This window comes from Haloarcula salina (genome assembly GCF_010119195.1).
Taxonomy (GTDB): Archaea; Halobacteriota; Halobacteria; order Halobacteriales; family Haloarculaceae; genus Haloarcula; species Haloarcula salina.
Map to the genome: position 1 here is coordinate 539,377 of NZ_WRXL01000002.1, position 17,663 is coordinate 557,039.

Consider the following 17,663-nt stretch of genomic DNA (forward strand, 5'->3'; position numbering starts at 1 on the left):
CCTCAGGAACGGGAAATGGCGGTATTTAGGTATTGCCGATCCGGTTGGCGTTCCCGCCGAGCAGCGAGTCGAAGACCTTCCGCTCGGCCGCACGGAGGTGCTGGTGGTACGTCGGCGGAGAGACGCCGAGGCTGTCGGCGATAGATTCGCCCGTCGCGGCCCGGGGCCACTCGAAGAACCCGGAGTGGTAGGCGGCCCTGAGCGTCGTCCGCTGGCGGTCGGTCAGCGCTTCGAGGGGGTCCCGGTCCCAGGCGTCGTCGGTGGTCGCCGATCGCTGTCGTCGTTTCAAGAGCGTTACTGATGGATAGGTCTCCTGGATCGCGTCGACGACGTGCCGGGTCTCGGTGCTCGGCGAGAGGTGGATCGTCAGCGAGAGGTCGCCGTCCTCGATGACCGCTTCGTCGACGAGGCCCCCGACGCTCGCCAGTTCCGAGAGCACCGGGGGCTCGGTGAGGCGGAGCTCGTAGCGCGTCGCTCCCTCGTCGTCGTGGAACGACACGCTGTCCCAGGTCGGGACGGTCTCGACGAGGGCGACCAGGTCAGCTCTGGCGTCGGCGTCGACCGTTCCGAACACGAGGAACTGGTCGTCGTCGATCGGGACGACGTGGTCCATCGTCGTCCGGCCGGTGGCGCGGGCCTCGACGCCGAAGTTGTCGAACACGTCGTCGATGCGGAACTGCAGTTCGACCACCTCGTCGCTCAGGAGCGCCCGTTTTCGCTCGGTCGACGCGATAGCGTGGCCGACGACCTCGCCGAACCGCCCGAGGAGGTCTCCCTCGTTCCCCTCGAAGGCGTTCGGGCGGTCGGAGTACACGTTCAACACGCCGTAGGTGGTCCCCTCGTAGGAGAGCGGAATCGCGGCGGACGACCGGACGCCGTGGCCCTCGATGTGGTCGCGCCACGGGTCGTGCCTGGAGTCGGCCGTCACGTCCTGCGTCGTCTGGACCCGTCCTGTCCGGATGGCACGACCCGTCGGGCCGTCGCTGCGCTCGTCGTCTGGATTGACCGAGATGGTGATTCCGTCGAGGTAGCCGTCGACACCGGCCTCGGTCCGGAGGTTCACCGTCTCCGTCTCGGGGTCGACGTCGCCGATCCAGGCGAAGAGGTACGACGGCGAGTGGGCGATGTACTCGCAGACAGTCGACTCGATCGTCTCCCGGGTCGGCTGTTCGATGACCGCGCTCGTCGTCTCCTGGATCACGGCGTTGAGGCTATTCAGCGCCGCGAGCTGCTCGCGCTGGTCGAGCAGTTTCCGCTCGTAGTCGCGGCGGTTGATCGCCGTCGCGAGGATGTTCGCGACCGACTGCACGAACCGGGCGTCTTCTTCGGAGAACGTCCGAGACTCGGTGCTGTGGGTACCGAGGATCCCCCACGGCTCCGTCCGCGGACCGATGATCGTGCTGATTCCACTGCGAACGTCGTGGTCCCTGAGCAGGTCGGGTCCGCTAAATCGCGACTCCGTCGTGAGATCGGTGACGACGACCGGCTCGTCGACCGTGAGCGTGTACGCCGCCTGCGAGTCCGTTTCGACCGCCGAGACGGTCGCCTCGCCGACGAGCCCCTGCTGCCAGCCGACGCCCTCCCGGAGCAGGAGGGATTCGCCGTCCGCGTCGAGATCGAGCACCTTGCAGTACTCGATGTCGAGCGTGTCGGCGACGAGTCGCGTCGCCGCCGCGAACAGCGCGTCGAGGTCGGGACGCTCCAGCGCCTGCTGGCCGAGATCGCTTATCACTTCCTGCTGGCGCATCCGGCGCTGTAACTGCTTCTGTCGCTCTTTCCGATCGCCCACGTCGCGAACGACGCCGACGCGAGCCGGGTCGCCGTCGCCGAGATCGAGGAGCGAGAACCGCGTCTCTATCGGGACCGTTTGCCCGCCGCTGGTCACCAGTTCCGTCTCGATGGTCGTCGCCGTCGCGTCCGACGCCGCGAGGGCGTCACGCCGGTCCTCGGCGCGGCTGAGGTCGTCCTCCGTCGTGACCGTCGAGGCGTGTGACCCCAGCAGTTCTTCGCGGTCGTAGCCGGTCAGGTCCGTCAGCGCCTCGTTGACGAGGACGAACCGGTTTTCGCCGTCGACGATATAGACGCCGTCGTCGATCGTCTCGACGACCGTCCGGTAGCGCCTGAGTCGCTCCTCGCGTTCCTTGCGCTCGTTGATCCCGCGGAAGTACACCGAGAGCCCGCTCTCGGAGGGGTACGCCGTGACTTCGAACCACGTCGACAGCGGCGCGAAGTACTCCTCGAAAGACACCGTCTCCTGCTCCCGGAGCGCTCGCTCGTACTCCTCCTGGAACGTGGTGTCGCGAGCCTCGGGGAACGCGTCCCAGATGGACTGTCCGACGAGGTCGCCGACCGACCGATCCAGGGCACTCGACGCCTGCTCGTTGACGTACGTGAACCGCCAGCCGTCGTCGAGCGCGAAGAACGCGTCGTCGACCCGGTCGAACACGTCGTCGAGCTCCCGTTCGAGGTCGTTACGCCGGCGCTCCAGGGCGCGAGTCTTGCGCTGGAGTTCGGTCACGTCCTCTCCGGTTGCGACGACGCATTCGAGACGGCCCTCGTCGTCCGTCACGGGGCTCGCGTTGACCCGTACCCAGTGCTGTCCCCCGTCCGGTCCGTCGTGCTGGAGGAGCCGGTCCGAGACAGGTTCGCCCGTTCGGATCGCCGTCTCGATTGGGTGTTCCCCCGGGTCGAGTGGCTCTCCCGACTCGTCTCGCATCGGTAGTTCCGAGACGTGAAATCCGGGGACTGCCGATTCGTCGATCCCGAGCTGAGCGCGGGCGCGCGAGTTGATTCGATCGGCCGTCCCATCCGGGCGAAAGACCGCCATTCGGATCGGCGCGGTTTCGAGGAACAGTTCGGTGAGGTCGCGCTCGTGGCGGAGCTTGCGCTCCCGCGCCCGCTGGTCGGTCATGTCACGCGTGACCTTGATGTAGCCCTGTATCTCGCCGTCGTCCCCGTAGACCGCACGCAGCGTGACGTTCGCCCAGAACCGCGACCCGTCGGCGCGAACGCGCCACCCCTCGGTGTGGACGACCCCGTCGCTCGCCGCGGTCGCCAGGTTCGCGTCGGGCACCCCCGCCGCCCGGTCCTCGTCGGTGTAGAACAGCGAGACGTGGGCGCCGGTCGCCTCGTCGGCGTCGTATCCCTTGATCTCTCGCGCGCCCGAGTTCCACGTCCTGATCCGGCCCGCCGCGTCGAGGCGGAAGATCGCGTACTCCTCGACCGCCTCGACGAACGAATCGAACGTCTGACTGGAGCGTTCCGACCGCCGATGCTCGGTGACGTCGCGGTACAGGTGGACTGATCCGCCCGCGACCGACTCTCCATCGACGGCCTTACACTGGTGTTCGAGCCAGCGGGCCCGGCGCTCGCCATCGCACTCGACGTGACACACGACGCGCTCGTCGCTCCCGTCGGCCGTCGCTGCACGCACTCCAGCGACGACCGTCTCGGGGTCGGCCACCGCCGGCGCGACGACGGCGTCGAGGAAATCGCGGTGGCCACTGCCGACGGACCGCGCCGCGGCCGGGCCGAAGAACCGCTCCAGCGCGTCGTTCGTCCAGACGACCGCGTCGTCTTCGTCCAGGACGACGACGCCGACATCGTCGAGCAGATCGGCGACGAGGAGCCCCTCAGCCGCGGCGGCGTCTCCCCCTACGTCTCGCGCCGTGACGGCGGGCCGCCACCACACGCGGGCGCTCGCCCCGACTTTCTTCGTCGCCACTTGGTCGTACTCCGCCAGCCGCTGGAGTCGGTCGTAGGTGCTCCGCCGCCCAAGGTCGAGCCGGTCGGCGACTTCGCTCGTCGTCAGTGGCGTCCCGGACGCGTCGAAGACCGCGAGCGTCTCACGAAGCGTCTCAGTCAGCGAAGAGCGGGCCATGGTCCCGTTCGGCGGCCGAGCCCTATCAAGACTCCGCCGGCGGAGTGTGGGTCCGGGAGGGATATTCGAGACGAATTGGTACGTAATTGGATTCAAAATAATCTAAACGAATTGAACTGGTGTTGGACGGGTTGCCGTGCACCTGACGGGTGTGCCTAACTCTTTATGCAAGTAGCTTACCCCTGCTGGTGCGTTTCGTCGTAATAGACACTGGCCGCTGACGGAGCCAGTCGTATCGACACGCGACCACGAGCCAAACTGGAACCACAACACATGTCCAACGCGACCATCGAATATGCGGGCGAGCTAGCCGAACTGACTGAACTGACCGACAGTAACAGATACGAGGTGCTGTCGTCGGCCAGGCGGCGAACGGTGATCGACGCACTCGCGAACCGTTCCGGCCAGGTCTCGCTCGACAGCCTGGCCCGATCCGTCGCGACCCTCGAACCGGAGGCCGACCCGGACGACGACAGCACCGTCCAGACCATCGCTGTCTCGCTCCACCACACGCATCTCCCGAAGATGGCCGATAACGGCGTTCTGGAGTACGACGCCGACGCGAATCTCGTCGATCCCTCGCTGATGGCTCTCCGAAGCGCCTGACTGGGTGTCGGGCTGCCCTACAACACGTTCTCGTACACGTCGATCAGCCGGTCGATGGCGTGATCGACGCTCACTATCTCGCGGCGGGCCAGACAGGTGTCTCTGAGCGCAGCGTGCTCGTCGAGGACACGCTCGATGGCCCGCCGGAAGCCGTCGATGTCGCCCTCCTCGTAGCTGTATCCCGTCTCGCCGTCGTCGATCGTATCGCTGAGCGCGCCCGCGGAGACGCCGGCGACGGGCGTCCCACAGCAGTTCGCCTCCAGTGCGACGAGCCCCTGGGTCTCCACGGGGCTGGGGAATGCGAACACGTCGATCGCCGAGTACAGTTCTGGCAGCTCCGAGCGGTCGAGAAAGCCGAGAAAGCGCACGTCCACGTCGCTGTGTTCGGCCTTCCGTTCGAGCGCCTCGCGGGCCGGACCGTCGCCGCCGAACACGACGGTCACGTCGAGCCCCTCACAGGCTGCGATGACGTCGTCGAGGCACTTCTCGTAGCCGTGTCGACCGGTGTACCCGACGATGGGGCCCTCGGGCAGGTCGTAGCGCTCCCGGAAGTCCGACGGGTCGACCGGTTCGAACACGGTCGTGTCGACGCCGTTCGGGATGACCGTGACTGCGGTGTCGAGGTCGACCGATTTCCGGAGGTGCGTCGCCGCGCGCTCGCTTGGCGCGATGACGGTGTCGGCCCGGCCCAGGAACCACCGCTCGTAGTGCTCGGCGCTCGACCGGACCGCCGACTCGACCGCCCCGTTGAACGAGACGTACTCGGCGTACTCGCTCGTCGGCGTGTGATAGGAGGCGACGAGGGGCACGTCCAGCTTGCGGGCGAGGCGCTGGCCGGCCATCCCGAGACTGAACGGCGTGTGGGCGTGGACGAGGCCGGCGTTTCGCACGCCCGCCGGGATCTGTGGCATTCCGAGCCGGAACCCCTCGTAGAACGGGAACGGGAGGCTCCGGACGGGATATTCGTCCGAGGTGGGGTCGTGGTCGCTCTCGGGGTAGACCACGTCCATGCGGCCGCCGCGGTCGCGCCAGCGGTCCCGCCACGTCTTGACCGTGTAGGTCACGCCGTTGACCGTCGGCAGGTAGGTGTCGGTGAACGTCGCGACGTGCGGCAGTGCCATCGCCGCGGCGTAACACGACCAGTGGGTAAACCCTTGCCATTGCGCCGTCGACAGGCCGAACGTGGCGATCCGCTGTCGGGGCCCTTTTTGAGCGCTGGCGCGAGGGATCGACAATGGCAGGAACCCGCTGGCTGTCCGCCTGGGCGCTCGCGTCAGTCGCCTTCGGGGCCGCATCGCTGCTCGTCCCGCTGTACTTCGTCGCTATCGGCGGCGAGACGCTCATGCTGGGCGTCCTCGCGGGCGTGGCGGCCGCCGCGGGCGCGCCCGGTGCACTCGTCTTCGGTCGCGTCGCCGACCGCACCGGCAAGCGTCGATCGCTCGTCTTGCTCGCGCTGGGACTCGCCACCGCAGCGCTCGTCCTCGTCTCGCTCACGGAGCGAGCGTGGCTCGTCATCGCCGGCAACGGTCTGCTCTGGTTCGCCTCTGGGGCCGTCGCGCCGGTCCTGACGCTGCTCGTGACCGTCGGCACGGTCGAGCGCGACTGGCCGGCCCGCTTCGCCCTCCTGAACCGCTATCAGGGGTGGGGCTGGGCCGGCGGCCTCGTCCTCGGCCTCCTCTGGACCACGCTCCTCTCGGGGCCGCTCGGGCCGCTCTTCGCGCAGCAGACGCTCCTGTGGGTGTGCGCGCTCGCGATCGGCGCGGCCGCGGTGCTCGCCGGCGGGTGGCTCCCGGCCGATCCGCCGGAACCCGCCCGTCCGCGGGGCAGTCGAATCGCCCGGGCCGTCGCACGCTCGCGGCGGCTCCCCGTCCGGAGCGCCACGTTCCCCGTCGGCCCCGGCCGGCTGTACTGGCTCACCCGGTCGATGCACCCGAGGGAGGTGGTGGCCCGGTTCTCGCCGAATCTGGCCGTCTACTTTGCCGCCGTCGTCGCCGTGTTCCTCGGCTTCGGCGTGTTCTGGGGGCCGCTCCCGCTGTATCTCTCCCGTTCGCTCGGCTACGAGTCCGGCGTCGTCTTCGCGCTCTACCTCGTCTCCAGCGTCGGCTCGGCGCTGTTCTACGACCGCGCCGGCGCGCTCGCGGAGCGGTACTCCCCGAGCGGGCTGCAGGTCGGCGGCCTGCTGGCCCGCGCCGGCCTGCACCCGGCGGTCGCCGTCGCCGGTCTCTGGCTCCCGGCCACGCTCGCCGGAACGGCCGTCAACGGCCTCCTCTTTCTCCTCATCGGCGTGGCCTGGGCGGTCATCGCCGTCACGGCCGCGAGCCTCGTCACGCGCCTCGCGCCCGCGGCCATCCGCGGCGAGGCACTGGGGCTCTACACCGCTATCTCCGGCCTGGCGAACGGCGTCGGGGCCGTCCTCGGCGGTTGGCTCGGCGGCGTCGACTTCCTGCTCGCCTTCGCCGTCGCCGGGGCGCTGGTGTTCGTCGGCGCGCTACTCGTGGCAGTCGTCTGGCGTCGCTCGGCGGCCGCGTCGCTCGCCGACGGATCGCTCTCGGTCCAGTAGACTCGACCGCGAAACCGGCGCTATCCCAGTTCCTCGTACGTCTCGACCAGCCGTCGGCCGACCCGGTCCAGCCCGTGTTCGCGGGCCGTCTCGCGGGCGTTCTCGCCCAGTCGCTCGCGGAGGTCGGGGTCCTCGGCCAGTCGCGACAGCGCCGCTTCGAACTCTGCCTCGCCTTCGCAGATGAGGCAGTCGTGGCCGTCCTCGTAGTACTCCCGGAAGACCGGGATGTCCGAGAGGACGACGGCCTTCCCGCAGGCCATCGCCTCGAGGACGGCGATGCCCTGGTTCTCGGCCTTCGTCGGGAACAGGTACACGTCGCCGGCCCCGAACGCGCCGCGGATGTCCTCGATCCAGCCCGTGAAGGTGACGTTCTCCGGCGGGTCGTTCACCCACTGCGTGACGGTCCTGGAGGCCTGCGGGCCGGCGTCGTAGGGGCCGAACCACGCGAAGTCGTAGTCGGTCCGCTGTGCGAGTTCGCAGAACGTCGTCAGTCCCTTTCGCTCGAAGACGTTCCCGACGGCGAAGACGACCATGCCGTCCAGGTCGTAGCGCCGGCGGTAGTCCTCGCGGGTCTCCTCGAAGCCGGAGAGCGCGTCGATGTCGACCCCGTTGGTCATCGGCCGGATCGGCGCGTCGACCGGGTACGATTCGAGGACGCCCTTCGTGTACTCGGATGGACAGAGGACGAGATCGGCCTGCGAGTAGAACCACTGCAGGTAGCGACCGAGCGCCGGCGCGACGACGTTCGACCCGCGGAAGCTTCCCCGGAAGTCCTCCCGCGTGACGTGGGCGTGGAGGACAAGCGGGATGTCCGCGCGGGCCGCGTGTCGGGTGACGGCGACCGACCCCGGTCCGATCATGTTGCAGTGAGCCACGTCGAAGTCGGTGAACACCGGGTCGTCGAAGGCGACGTTGCCGCCGACGGCCCAGCCCGGGTGGCCGTCGCGCCACGGCGTCGTCTCCACCTCGACGGCCGTGTCGGCGAGCGCCGCCCGCTGGTGGTCGACGGCCGTGCCGATTCCCGACCGGTCCAGCCGGGACTCCAGTTCGAGGTAGTTCAGGACGCGCACGTTCGGTGGCTCCTCCGGCCGCGCCGAAAACCCTACCGACTTCCCCCGGCGCTCGGTCGGAAGGCATTTTCCCCCCGCCGACCCAGTGTCGACGATGGCCGACGGGGAGACGATCGCCCGCGAGCGGATCGAGCGCCTCGAGTCGCTGGCTCGCGAGGCCGTCGCGGCCGACGAGGAGGACCGCGCCCGCTCGTACGTTCGCCGCGCCCGCCGGGTCGCCGAGCGCCACCGCCTGCGGCTCCCGCGCTCCTTCGAGCGCTCGACGTGCGACGCCTGCGACACCTACCTCCGCTACGGGTACAACGCCCGGTCCCGGACGCAGTCTGGCCACGTCGTCGTCACCTGCGACTGCGGGGCACAGTCTCGCTATCCGTACGAGTAGGCGTTTCTTTACGACTGCTGGTTTTAAGGTCGCGACGCCGTTACGCGGTGTGTATGAGCGACGCTTCTAGGCAGCAACGGATACACGATCTCGACGCGACGCTGCGCGTCGGAAAGAGCGGTATCGAGTCGGTCGCCGACGAACTCGACACCCAGCTCGAGAACACCGACCTCGTGAAGGTCAAGTTCCTCCGCTCGTCCCGCGGCGGCACGACGGCCGAGGAACTGGCCGACGACCTCGCCGACCTCGTCGGCGCGGACGTGGTACAGGTGCGCGGGCACACCGCGGTGTTCGAGAAATGATGCAGGTCGGGCCGTTCCCCAATCTGGTCGGGAACGTCGCGTCGGCGGTCGTCTCGGCCGCCATCTTCGTCGTGGTCTTCGTCCTCATCTACATCGCCGGCAAGGCGATCCTCCTCCCCGTCGTCGACCGCTCGCTCAAGTCCAGAAACCTCGAAGAGCACGCCCGGAGGCCGCTGAAGAAACTCGTCAGCATCCTCGTCGTCTTCGCGGCGATCGCCGTCGCGTTCGGCATGGCCGGGTTCGGGAACTTCCTGCAGTCGCTGGCGACCGTCGCCGCCGCGGCCACGCTCGCCATCGGCTTCGCCATGCAGGACGTGGTCAAGAACTTCGTCGCCGGCGTGTTCATCTACACCGACAAGCCGTTCCGGATCGGCGACTGGATCGAGTGGGACGACCAGGCCGGCATCGTCGAGGACATCAGCCTGCGCGTCTCGCGCGTCCGGACCTTCGACAACGAACTCCTGACCGTCCCGAACTCGCAACTGACCGACGGCGTCATCAAGAACCCCGTCGCCAAGGACCAGCTCCGCCTGAAGTTCGTCTTCGGCATCGGCTACGAGGACGACATCGACACGGCGACAGAGATCATCGTCGAGGAGGCCGACGCCCACCCCGAGATCCTCGACGACCCCGCGCCGTCCGTGCGACTCGTCGAACTCGGCGACTCCTCGGTCGGTCTCCAGTCGCGCATCTGGATCGCCGACCCGAGCCGCGCCGACTTCGTCAAGACCCGCGCCGAGTACGTCAAAGCCGTCAAGGAGCGCTTCGACGAGGAGGACATCAACATCCCCTACCCGAACCGCACCATCGGCGGCGGCCTCGAACTCTCGAACGTCGAGGGCCTCGTCGAACCGGCCGACGACTAACCACTTTTTACTTCGTCGGGTTTCCTCGGGCCGCCGCTGGCGGCCCTGTGGGAACCACCCCTCGCAGAAACCTGGGGAAAAACGGCCGGAATCCTGGCCATCGACCTCGATTCCGGTGAACCCGCTCGCCATCGGCGAGCGGTACAACCGATTCTCCTCCGACAGCCGTTCTCTAGAATAACAGAAAACCAACCAAACGGGGTGTATGCCGAGTGAAGCGAGGCGTTTCACCGGACGCTCGCTTCGCTCGCGTCCGGCTCTTTTTCGTCCAGGTTTTTGGGCGGGGGTTGAGGCGAGCGCTGATGCGCTCGCCGAACCTCCCGTCGAAAAAGGTGGTGAGGTATGAATGGACGGACAGTCGGGATTGCCCGGCGTTCGGGCGCGGGTAATCCCGTTTGCCTCCTCCACCCCGCGACCCCACGAGCGACGGGTGTTCGGCGGTCCGCTGCTCACTTCCGTGCCTGACGGAGTGCCGCCGTTTAACCACGCGAGCGCACCCCTGCAGGTGCGATCACGTGGACCGCCGTCCCCGTGGGACGAGGCTTCCACGTTGGCTCACGGGGTCCACGTCCGTCTGACCGGACGCCCCCGATGTTCGGTCCCCGCTCAAGACCACAGTGCGGGCGAGGAGGGGGGCCTAGCCCCCCGACCTAGTCCACCTGAAGGTCCGCCGCCGCCCCATAAGGGCCTTTCGGAAGCGCCAGCAGACCGCGGGACGACGAGCCAGTCCGCGACGTGACGGCCCGCGGACGCTCAGAGCAGTCCGAGCGCGCGGGCGAACCACGCCGACCCCAGCGGGATGGGACAGCCGGCGGCGACGACCGCCCAGCGGTGGTGTTCCATCAGCGTCGACTCGGTCAGCCCGAGGACGAGGCTCTCCGGCACGGTCAGCGCCCAGACGGCGCTCAGCGCGACGATGAACACGCCGATGCCGATGCTCGCCCCGGCGGCGACGCTCGGGTCCGACCGTCCCTCTCGACCGGCCGCGAGGACGATGATACTGACCAGGGCGAACACGCCGGGAATGAGCGGGGAGAACGCCCCGGCGTTGTAGTAGGCACTGACGGCGCTCGGCGTCTCGACGAGTACGAACGGGACGGCGAGCGCGGCGAGGTACAGAACGCAGCCGACGATACCGACGGTCGGGGCGAGCCGCAAGTCGTCCATATCGGCGCTCCGTCCGGCGGCGTCTTAACACCGACGTTCGAGCGAAACGACGAAATGTCGCCTCGCCGTACCCTCGGGACATGGGACTGGGCTCGACCGCGAAAAAGATCCAGAAGGTCGCCGAGATCGCCGACGAACTCTACACGAAGGTCAACGAACTGAAGGCGCAGCTCGAGGCCCTTCGGGACACGGTCGAAGCGACCAACGACCGCGTCGACGGGATGGACCGGGAACTGGCCGAACAGCGCGCGCTCATCGAGGCACTGGCCGAGCAGCAGGACATCGACACGGCGGCGATCGTCGAGGACGTGACGACCGAAACCGACGACCAGAGCACCGAGACCGACGCATAGACGACGATTTTATCCGTTCCATCGGCTGCTCTGGTGAGACACTCGATCCCATCCGAGACAGTGACACTGCCGGACCGAACCGGATGGTTTAAACCACAACGTCGACTTATCACAGGACGTAGGGCGCTTAGCTCAGCTTGGACAGAGTGCTTGGCTTCGGACCAAACCGTCGGGGGTTCAAATCCCTCAGCGCCCGTGATTTCTGCGCGAACGACAGTGAGCACTGAGGAGCGTCGGCTGCGGGATCTGAACCCTGGAAGACGAGCGAAGCGAGTCTTCATCCGGTTCAAATCCCACAGCGTCTGTAGCGGCTTTTGGGCGTGCAAACCGCCAGGCAGCGAGGGGTCAATACAGCTTATGAACGCAATAGTCGTGCTTTCGTTCGGTAGTCGAACGAGCGCGCTCAGAGTGAGTCCTATCCGAATACGTCGAAGATACCCTGGAGAAGATCACCCAGCGCAGCAAGTATCCCGTCGCCCGACTCCTCAGAGACGGTCGCAGTCTCCGTGATAGTCGCTTCGGCCGGCGTCTCGCTGGCATTGCCGGGAGCAACCGTCTTCGCCGTCTCGGTTCGTAGTCCGTCGGTATCGCTGACTGTCTTGGTTACCGTCGCAGAGCCACCCGCGTCGTCGACGACCAGCAGTTCGACATCGCGTGAAGCCGTCCCCGCTGCGTCGTAGGTAACTCGCTCGCCCGTCATCACCGTCCCGTTCTCGAATGACCAGACGTACTGGGTGATGGACCCGTCGTCGTCGGTGGACCCACGTGCGTCGAGCGTCACGGTACCGGCTTCACGGTCGACCGATGAGGTAAACTTGGCGGACGGCCGTGCGTTCGGAACAGTAACGTCGATGCTCTTTTCGCGAACGGCGGTGTTCCCGCGGTCATCGGTGACGGTCAGCCGAACGGTGTAGCTCCCGCCACTCGCGTACGTGTGGGTCTGGATTGCTCCGGTCGCACTCGCCCCATCGCCGAACGTCCAGCGATACGAATTGATGGGGCCTTCGGCATCGGTCGACCCACGGGCGTCGAACGACACCGCCTCGCCCGTCTGTGCATCGAACGTGCTCGGGGCGAAGACGGCTTGCGGTGGCTTATCTTCGACGGTCACCGTCGTCGTCGCAGTATCGGTGTTCCCATTCCCGTCCCGGACTGTGAGCTCGACAGTATACGTCCCCGGACTGGTGTAGGTATGTGTCCGACTGGCGGTTGTGAGCCGACCCGTCGTGCTGCCGTCTCCGAAGGACCATTCGTAGGCCGTGATGCTCCCGAGGAGACTGTAGGACTGCCCTGCCGTCAGCGTTACCGGTTCGCCGACGCCAACGGTCGTCTCGCTCGCCTCGAAGCGCGAGGCGACGAGCTGGACATCCTGTATCTGGCGAAGATCCGTTTCGAGTTGAGCGTCGGTAACGTCCGTGTTCGTGAGCAGGAGCTCCGACTCGGAATCACTGGCATCCGGGGTCTCGCTCGACGAGGTATCAGTGGAGCCGTTGAGCGACGCGTCGTCCAGCGACGGCTCGCCGATACTCGTGATGAGGCTGTCGTTTACCAGTTCGGTCGAGATGGTATCACCGGCTCTGACATCGGTGAACTGACTCGGAGCCTTCCCGTCGGCACTGATGAACACGTCGTAGGTGCCCTCGACCCACCGCTCGCCGCTCCATGGCGTCACGCCAACGACTTCGCCATCGACGAAGACGGTCGCGCCTGGCTCCGCGGTGCGGACCGTTATCGGTTGTTCGATTTTCGTCAGTCGTGTATCGATGTCACGTGGCTCGGCCATGCGGCGCGTCTCCGGGAGATAGCCCCGGTCGGCCACCGTGACGCGGACCGGGCCGTCCCTACCCACGTCGGTCGGAACCGCTCCGGTCCACGGCGTCGTCCCGACGCGCTCTCTGTCGATCGTGACGACGGCCCCGTCGACGTTCGACGTGACCGTCATCGTCTCGGTCTGGTCCTGCTCGGGGGATTCGACCTTCAGCGGCTCGTCGGGGACGAACACGAACGGCGCCGTTCCGTAGAGCGAGTCGAAGATGGCGGCGAAGCCCTGGTCGGGGATGTCCGTCGGCTGGAGGCATGCATCGAAGTCTTTCCCCGTCAGTGATCCTCTCGCTTCTGGATCCCAGCAGGCTTCGAACGTGATCGATTCGATGGTCGTTCGCTCCTCGTCCGGTCCGAGAAACTGCGACATCCCTATGGCGTGACTCTCGTGGGTCCACGCCGACCCCTTGCGTGCGGTCCCGACGAACAGTGGCGTTTCGTCGGCGTCTTCGCCGGGGCCGAGGTACTTTTTCGGCCCGATTGGCCGGTACGTCACGACGTCGCGAGTCCCGTCGGCAGTACCCGCTCGCACGACCTGGCCGGGAGCGAAGAACTCGTCGGAAGCCTCCTTGGTGAAGAAATTATGCAGTTTCTTGAACGGGCCGCCGACGAGGACCGAGAACAGTTTGGCTGTCGAACGCCCGGCCTGGCTGTTCTCCTTTGGGTCCTTCGGGCGCGTGTCGCTGACGATTTTGAGGCGGAATCCCGATGCGTAGCCGTCACCATCACGATCGACACGCTCGACAATGACGAGCTCCTCTACCGCTCCCGAGCCTTTCGTCTCGAACTCGACTTGCGCCGCTGACAGTACTCCGTCACCCGTGCCCACAGACGACCGCAACGCCGACGACTCTCGTTGATCGTCGGAGACGGGTGTCAGTGCGATTGCCCCCATCGCTGGTCCGGTCGCGAAGGCGACCATGACAACGATAGAGAGTGTTACCGTAGTGTAAAATGGATTTTTCATTCGACTACCCACATATTATAATACATTTGACTATCTGCAATATAGGTCTATGGGGTCGAAGACCTCTCGATAGAACTCTGAAACCCGTCCGCAGTTCCAGAAGTGAAAATCGTCTCGCATGTCCTCGGAGTAACGGCTACTTTGAGGGGGTTATCGACCGTTCCAGGTCCTTCGACAGAAATACCTATCAAACCATCATACGCTGTCACCGCTCGTATGACGCTGTCGGTAACTGTCTGAATTACGAACTTAGAGAGACGCTTATTCTTGAATTCCCTGCGAAACGGGGGTGTACTGGTCCACAGGCGGAGCGTCGGCTGACCAGTTATGTCCTCTAGTATCCGGGTTTCTTCGGCGGGTGTGGCGGATCGGGAGGCGACCCCAGGCACCGATGACCGACCTCTCGCCCACACTTAGCAGTCCTCGTGAATACAGCGAATCTATTCACAGCCGTAGTGGTCAGTACAGAGGGTGAATCTACCAATCTACCTTTACCAGTTGTCAATAATATTCAGATCAAACAAGGGAATTAACTAACTTACCGAGAATAAGCACGACGACGAAAACACCGACCCAGATTACCACGGCCAAAAGGAAGTCGACCGGGCTTCCAGACCCTTCAAGCCCAATTTGTAGAATGGGGTACATGCTGCTGAAAGGCACATATGGGCTATCCTTACAAAAAATATCGGGGATGATGAATACGCACATCTACTGATCGGATTGTTCTCTCAGACGAGCGTGAAACGAAGGTTGGCCCGTCGTAACGACTTCTCAGACACGTCGTGAGTTGGTCAGTACAGTTCAGCCATTTAGCAGACCGAGTCTATTATCAGCCTACTATAGAAGCGACTTTTCAAACATACGTCACGCAGTGGAATTCGAATAGCGTAACGCGTGAGGTGAACTGGTAACCGATATGCGCTGTGTATTCAGCACGAGGTGACCAAATAAACTATTTCTGATAGATAGTCAGTATTCAAACCCTCGAATGGAGTCGCCGCACGTCTAACGGGGGGGTTCGTTCGCCAGGCGAGTGAACGCCCTCTGCGCCCGTGACTTCTGCGAGGACCAGCGGTGGTCAGTGACGGGCGGTCGCTGAGGAGGAGTAGCAGAGTCGCAAAAAGAAGGGTCCCGGGGCACAGACGTACCCTGGTGGAGTCGAGCGTTACCTGATCTCCATTTCGTCCCGTTCGTCTTCGTCGCTCGGTTCGTTCGTCCAGCTCAGTTCGAACTCGACCTCGGTCTCGGTCCCGGTGCCGACCAGCGAGGAGTCCGATTCGACCTCGACCTCGAACGCCATCGATTCCGGCGGATCGATCGTCTGGCTCTCGTTGCCGACCATGAACGTGATCCGGGTGTCGTCCTCGTCCGAACCGCCGCTGAGCGTCGGTGCTGACGTCGTCGAGTCGCTGTCTAACTGCGTCGCGAACTCGTGGAGGTACTCTGCGATCTCGTCGCGCGTCATCTGTCGTTCTGATTCGAGTGTGGTCATGATGAACCGGTTCAGTGTTCGTGCTCCGTCGCTATCGTGTGTCTGCTTGCAAATACCAGCGGAGTCGCTCGAACGGCGGAGTCCGGCACCGCTCGGCCGCTTTGCCTGTGCAAACAGAATGACGAGGGACTGTTCCGATGTTGGGGACGTGAGAGCGTCGTGAAACGGAGTACGGTCGTGATGCGACTCGTCGCACTGAGCCGTGAGAAGCGCGTCACCGCGAACGCGGCGAGCCTCGCGTTCTACGCGTTCGACGTCGTCGTCGCGCTCGTCGTGTTGAGCTACGCGCTGTTGACCCAGTTCCAGGACAGCGGCGCGCTCGCGCAGACGCTGCACGTGCTCACCGGAGTCACGACGAGCGAGTTCCGTCGAACCGTCGAGCGAGCGGGTGGGAGCGCGCCGGGACGCGGCCGAGCGGTCGCCCTCGCGGTCCTCATCTCCACCTGGAGTTCGCTGCGGCTGTTCAGAGCGATCGAGGGCGTGTTCTCCGAGATATACGACATCCGGCAGGAGCGATCGCTCACTCGACACCTCGTCGACAGCCTCTTCGTCTGGGTCGCGGTGACGCTGACCGTCGGCGTGATGGGACTGGTCGGCTCGCTCTTCCTGTTTCGGACTACCGGACTGCTGTGGACCGTCCTCGGGCCGGTGGTTCTCTGGGCATCGCTCTGTCTCCTGTTCCTCCCGCTCTATTACACGTTCTCCGGCGGAGAGACCGCCGTCTCCGAGGTGCTCCCCGGGACGGCGGTCGCGGCGTCCGGCTGGACGGTCTCGGCGATCGCGCTCCGGCTGTACGTCAACGTCTCCAGCAGCGTCGACCTGTACGGGCTCGTCGGCGCGCTGTTGCTGGTGCTCACCTGGCTGTACGTCGTCGGGCTCTCGATCGTGCTGGGCGTCGTCCTGAACGCACAGCTCGCCGACCGGATCGAGGCGGACACGGACTGGTACCTCTTCGACGAGTGATCGACCGTCGGACCGGTCCGACGGTGACGCGGGTGGAGGCCGGGCCGGCCTGTAGTCGCAGGCCGGTCGCTGATAGCCCGTGCACTCGCATGAACTGACAGATGAACCGATCGATACTGACGCAGGAGTTCGAGATCGTGACGCCAGAGACGCGGGCGGGGAAACTCAGGTCAGACCTGCAGCACAATTCCACCGCGGCGGTCCTCGTCGGTGACGACGAGATCGAGGGCGCAGTCCTCCCCCGAGACCTGCTCCGCTCGCGCCTCAGCGACGACGCGCAAGCACAGACCGTCATGGGGACGGTTCCGAAGCCAGATCCGACGGCGGAGACGAGCGAGATCGCGCGCGTGCTGGTCGAGTCCGAGTCGACGGTCGCTCCCCTCACCGACGAGGCGGGGGTCCGCGGCATCGTCACCCGAGACAGCCTCCTCAGAGCGATCGACACCGATTTCGGCGCGATCGGCGTCGACTCGATCTACACCAAGGACCCCGTTACCGTCGACCGCAAGACCGAGATGGGGAAGGTCGTCAACCTCGTCCGGGAACACGGGATCTCTCGGGTGCCAGTCGTCGACGGCGACGAACTGGTCGGGATCGCGACGACGGACGACCTCGTCGAGTTCGTCGTCCGCGGGACCGATACCGCGACCAAGGGCGACCGACGCGGCGAGAAGCGCCACCTCGTCGATCTCCCGGTCGAGAACGTGATGAGCCGACCGGCGGAGACGACGACGCCCTCGGCGACGGTCGAGTCGGCCCTGGAGACGATGTTCGAGAAGGGGTACGACGGGCTCGTCGTCGCCGACGGATCGAGCGTGGAGCGCCCGCTCGGCGTCCTCACGAAGACGGACGTGCTTCGGGCGATCACGGACGCCGAGACGCCCGACCTCGACGTGCAGGTCGTCAATCCGGAGTACTTCCGGGAGATCGAGTGGGCAGCGATCACCGAACGTATCGAGGGCGTCACGGAGAAATACCAGGAACTCGACGTCTTCGACGCTCGCGTGACCGTCCAGAAACACGAGGAGAGTCACCGCGGGGAGTCGCTCATGCGGTGTGAGGTCCGCCTGTTCACCGACGAAGATCGGATCGCGGGAACCGGCGAGGAGTACGGGGCGGCGAACGCGTTCGACGCGGCGCTCGAGACGCTCGAGCAGAACGTGCTGGAACTGAAGGGCAAACAGACCGACTCGGACCGACAGGAGACGGTCCCCCGAAAGCGCTAGCCAGT

At 65.7% G+C, this 17,663-nt stretch carries 14 protein-coding genes, 1 tRNA gene and 1 other RNA gene; 9 read left to right on the top strand and 7 right to left on the bottom strand.

All coding sequences use genetic code 11. The features are described from left to right. Window positions 1–25 precede the first annotated feature (25 nt). A complete protein-coding gene (locus tag GM656_RS07805) occupies window positions 26–3,880 on the bottom strand; it encodes a PAS domain S-box protein (protein ID WP_162413098.1) in 3,855 nt (1,284 codons plus the stop codon). A gap of 273 nt (window positions 3,881–4,153) precedes the next feature. On the opposite strand from GM656_RS07805, the gene GM656_RS07810 reads away from it, so the two are divergent. After that, the gene (locus tag GM656_RS07810) at window positions 4,154–4,486 is read left to right on the top strand and encodes a DUF7344 domain-containing protein (protein ID WP_162413099.1); all 333 of its coding nucleotides are present in this window, start codon (window positions 4,154–4,156) and stop codon (window positions 4,484–4,486) included. Between the two features lie 17 nt (window positions 4,487–4,503). Here GM656_RS07810 and GM656_RS07815 read toward each other — a convergent pair whose 3' ends face one another. Further along, entirely contained in the window at window positions 4,504–5,607 is a 1,104-nt protein-coding gene (locus tag GM656_RS07815; RefSeq protein WP_162413100.1) for a glycosyltransferase, read from the bottom strand. A 113-nt stretch (window positions 5,608–5,720) separates the two neighbouring features. Between GM656_RS07815 and GM656_RS07820 the strand changes: the two genes are divergently transcribed. Then, a complete protein-coding gene (locus GM656_RS07820; RefSeq protein WP_162413101.1) occupies window positions 5,721–7,046 on the top strand; it encodes an MFS transporter in 1,326 nt (441 codons plus the stop codon). A 20-nt stretch (window positions 7,047–7,066) separates the two neighbouring features. On the opposite strand, the gene GM656_RS07825 is transcribed toward GM656_RS07820, so the two are convergent. Beyond that, window positions 7,067–8,116 (bottom strand): glycosyltransferase family 4 protein, encoded by a 1,050-nt coding sequence (locus tag GM656_RS07825; protein ID WP_162413102.1) that lies wholly within the window; start codon window positions 8,114–8,116, stop codon window positions 7,067–7,069. A 94-nt stretch (window positions 8,117–8,210) separates the two neighbouring features. Here GM656_RS07825 and GM656_RS07830 point away from each other — a divergent pair, with 94 nt between their 5' ends. Genes GM656_RS07830 through GM656_RS07840 form a run of 3 tightly spaced genes read left to right on the top strand, consistent with a single transcriptional unit; the run spans window position 8,211 to window position 9,666 of the window. Further along, on the top strand, window positions 8,211–8,498 hold the full coding sequence (locus GM656_RS07830; protein ID WP_162413103.1) for a ribonuclease P protein component 4: 288 nt from the start codon (window positions 8,211–8,213) through the stop codon (window positions 8,496–8,498). Between the two features lie 53 nt (window positions 8,499–8,551). Next, entirely contained in the window at window positions 8,552–8,800 is a 249-nt protein-coding gene (locus tag GM656_RS07835) for a YhbY family RNA-binding protein (RefSeq protein ID WP_162413104.1), read from the top strand. Continuing rightward, the gene (locus tag GM656_RS07840) at window positions 8,800–9,666 is read left to right on the top strand and encodes a mechanosensitive ion channel family protein (RefSeq protein ID WP_162413222.1); all 867 of its coding nucleotides are present in this window, start codon (window positions 8,800–8,802) and stop codon (window positions 9,664–9,666) included. Before GM656_RS07835 ends, GM656_RS07840 begins: the two co-directional genes overlap by 1 nt. Before the next feature lie 348 nt (window positions 9,667–10,014). Here GM656_RS07840 and ffs read toward each other — a convergent pair. Beyond that, window positions 10,015–10,327: signal recognition particle sRNA (ffs, locus tag GM656_RS07845), an RNA gene on the bottom strand. 92 nt (window positions 10,328–10,419) lie between these two features. Continuing rightward, window positions 10,420–10,833 (bottom strand): DUF7548 family protein, encoded by a 414-nt coding sequence (locus GM656_RS07850; RefSeq protein WP_162413105.1) that lies wholly within the window; start codon window positions 10,831–10,833, stop codon window positions 10,420–10,422. An 80-nt stretch (window positions 10,834–10,913) separates the two neighbouring features. Here GM656_RS07850 and GM656_RS07855 point away from each other — a divergent pair, with 80 nt between their 5' ends. Then, window positions 10,914–11,186, top strand: a complete 273-nt coding sequence (locus tag GM656_RS07855; protein ID WP_162413106.1) for a DUF5798 family protein — start codon at window positions 10,914–10,916, stop codon at window positions 11,184–11,186. Between the two features lie 121 nt (window positions 11,187–11,307). Beyond that, window positions 11,308–11,382, top strand: a tRNA-Arg gene (locus GM656_RS07860). Between the two features lie 219 nt (window positions 11,383–11,601). On the opposite strand, the gene GM656_RS07865 is transcribed toward GM656_RS07860, so the two are convergent. Continuing rightward, window positions 11,602–13,929: a PKD domain-containing protein gene (locus GM656_RS07865; protein WP_162413107.1), complete on the bottom strand. Its 2,328-nt coding sequence runs from the start codon at window positions 13,927–13,929 to the stop codon at window positions 11,602–11,604. A 1,213-nt stretch (window positions 13,930–15,142) separates the two neighbouring features. Next, entirely contained in the window at window positions 15,143–15,442 is a 300-nt protein-coding gene (locus GM656_RS07870) for an amphi-Trp domain-containing protein (protein WP_162413108.1), read from the bottom strand. A 207-nt stretch (window positions 15,443–15,649) separates the two neighbouring features. Between GM656_RS07870 and GM656_RS07875 the strand changes: the two genes are divergently transcribed. Both GM656_RS07875 and GM656_RS07880 read left to right on the top strand, forming a co-directional pair. Beyond that, window positions 15,650–16,432: a YihY/virulence factor BrkB family protein gene (locus GM656_RS07875; RefSeq protein WP_162413109.1), complete on the top strand. Its 783-nt coding sequence runs from the start codon at window positions 15,650–15,652 to the stop codon at window positions 16,430–16,432. Window positions 16,433–16,533: 101 nt separating this feature from the next. Further along, the gene (locus GM656_RS07880) at window positions 16,534–17,658 is read left to right on the top strand and encodes a CBS domain-containing protein (RefSeq protein WP_162413110.1); all 1,125 of its coding nucleotides are present in this window, start codon (window positions 16,534–16,536) and stop codon (window positions 17,656–17,658) included. The last annotated feature ends 5 nt before the right edge of the window (window positions 17,659–17,663 follow it).

Bases quoted from the DNA above. Each gene is read 5' to 3' on its own strand.
- GM656_RS07865 (WP_162413107.1), bottom strand. From the start codon at position 13,929: ATGGTCGCCTTCGCGACCGGACCAGCGATGGGGGCAATCGCACTGACA.
- GM656_RS07830 (WP_162413103.1), top strand. From the start codon at position 8,211: ATGGCCGACGGGGAGACGATCGCCCGCGAGCGGATCGAGCGCCTCGAG.
- GM656_RS07855 (WP_162413106.1), top strand. From the start codon at position 10,914: ATGGGACTGGGCTCGACCGCGAAAAAGATCCAGAAGGTCGCCGAGATC.
- GM656_RS07850 (WP_162413105.1), bottom strand. From the start codon at position 10,833: ATGGACGACTTGCGGCTCGCCCCGACCGTCGGTATCGTCGGCTGCGTT.
- GM656_RS07815 (WP_162413100.1), bottom strand. From the start codon at position 5,607: ATGGCACTGCCGCACGTCGCGACGTTCACCGACACCTACCTGCCGACG.
- GM656_RS07805 (WP_162413098.1), bottom strand. From the start codon at position 3,880: ATGGCCCGCTCTTCGCTGACTGAGACGCTTCGTGAGACGCTCGCGGTC.
- GM656_RS07880 (WP_162413110.1), top strand. From the start codon at position 16,534: ATGAACCGATCGATACTGACGCAGGAGTTCGAGATCGTGACGCCAGAG.
- GM656_RS07810 (WP_162413099.1), top strand. From the start codon at position 4,154: ATGTCCAACGCGACCATCGAATATGCGGGCGAGCTAGCCGAACTGACT.
- GM656_RS07820 (WP_162413101.1), top strand. From the start codon at position 5,721: ATGGCAGGAACCCGCTGGCTGTCCGCCTGGGCGCTCGCGTCAGTCGCC.
- GM656_RS07835 (WP_162413104.1), top strand. From the start codon at position 8,552: ATGAGCGACGCTTCTAGGCAGCAACGGATACACGATCTCGACGCGACG.
- GM656_RS07875 (WP_162413109.1), top strand. From the start codon at position 15,650: ATGCGACTCGTCGCACTGAGCCGTGAGAAGCGCGTCACCGCGAACGCG.
- GM656_RS07840 (WP_162413222.1), top strand. From the start codon at position 8,800: ATGCAGGTCGGGCCGTTCCCCAATCTGGTCGGGAACGTCGCGTCGGCG.
- GM656_RS07870 (WP_162413108.1), bottom strand. From the start codon at position 15,442: ATGACGCGCGACGAGATCGCAGAGTACCTCCACGAGTTCGCGACGCAG.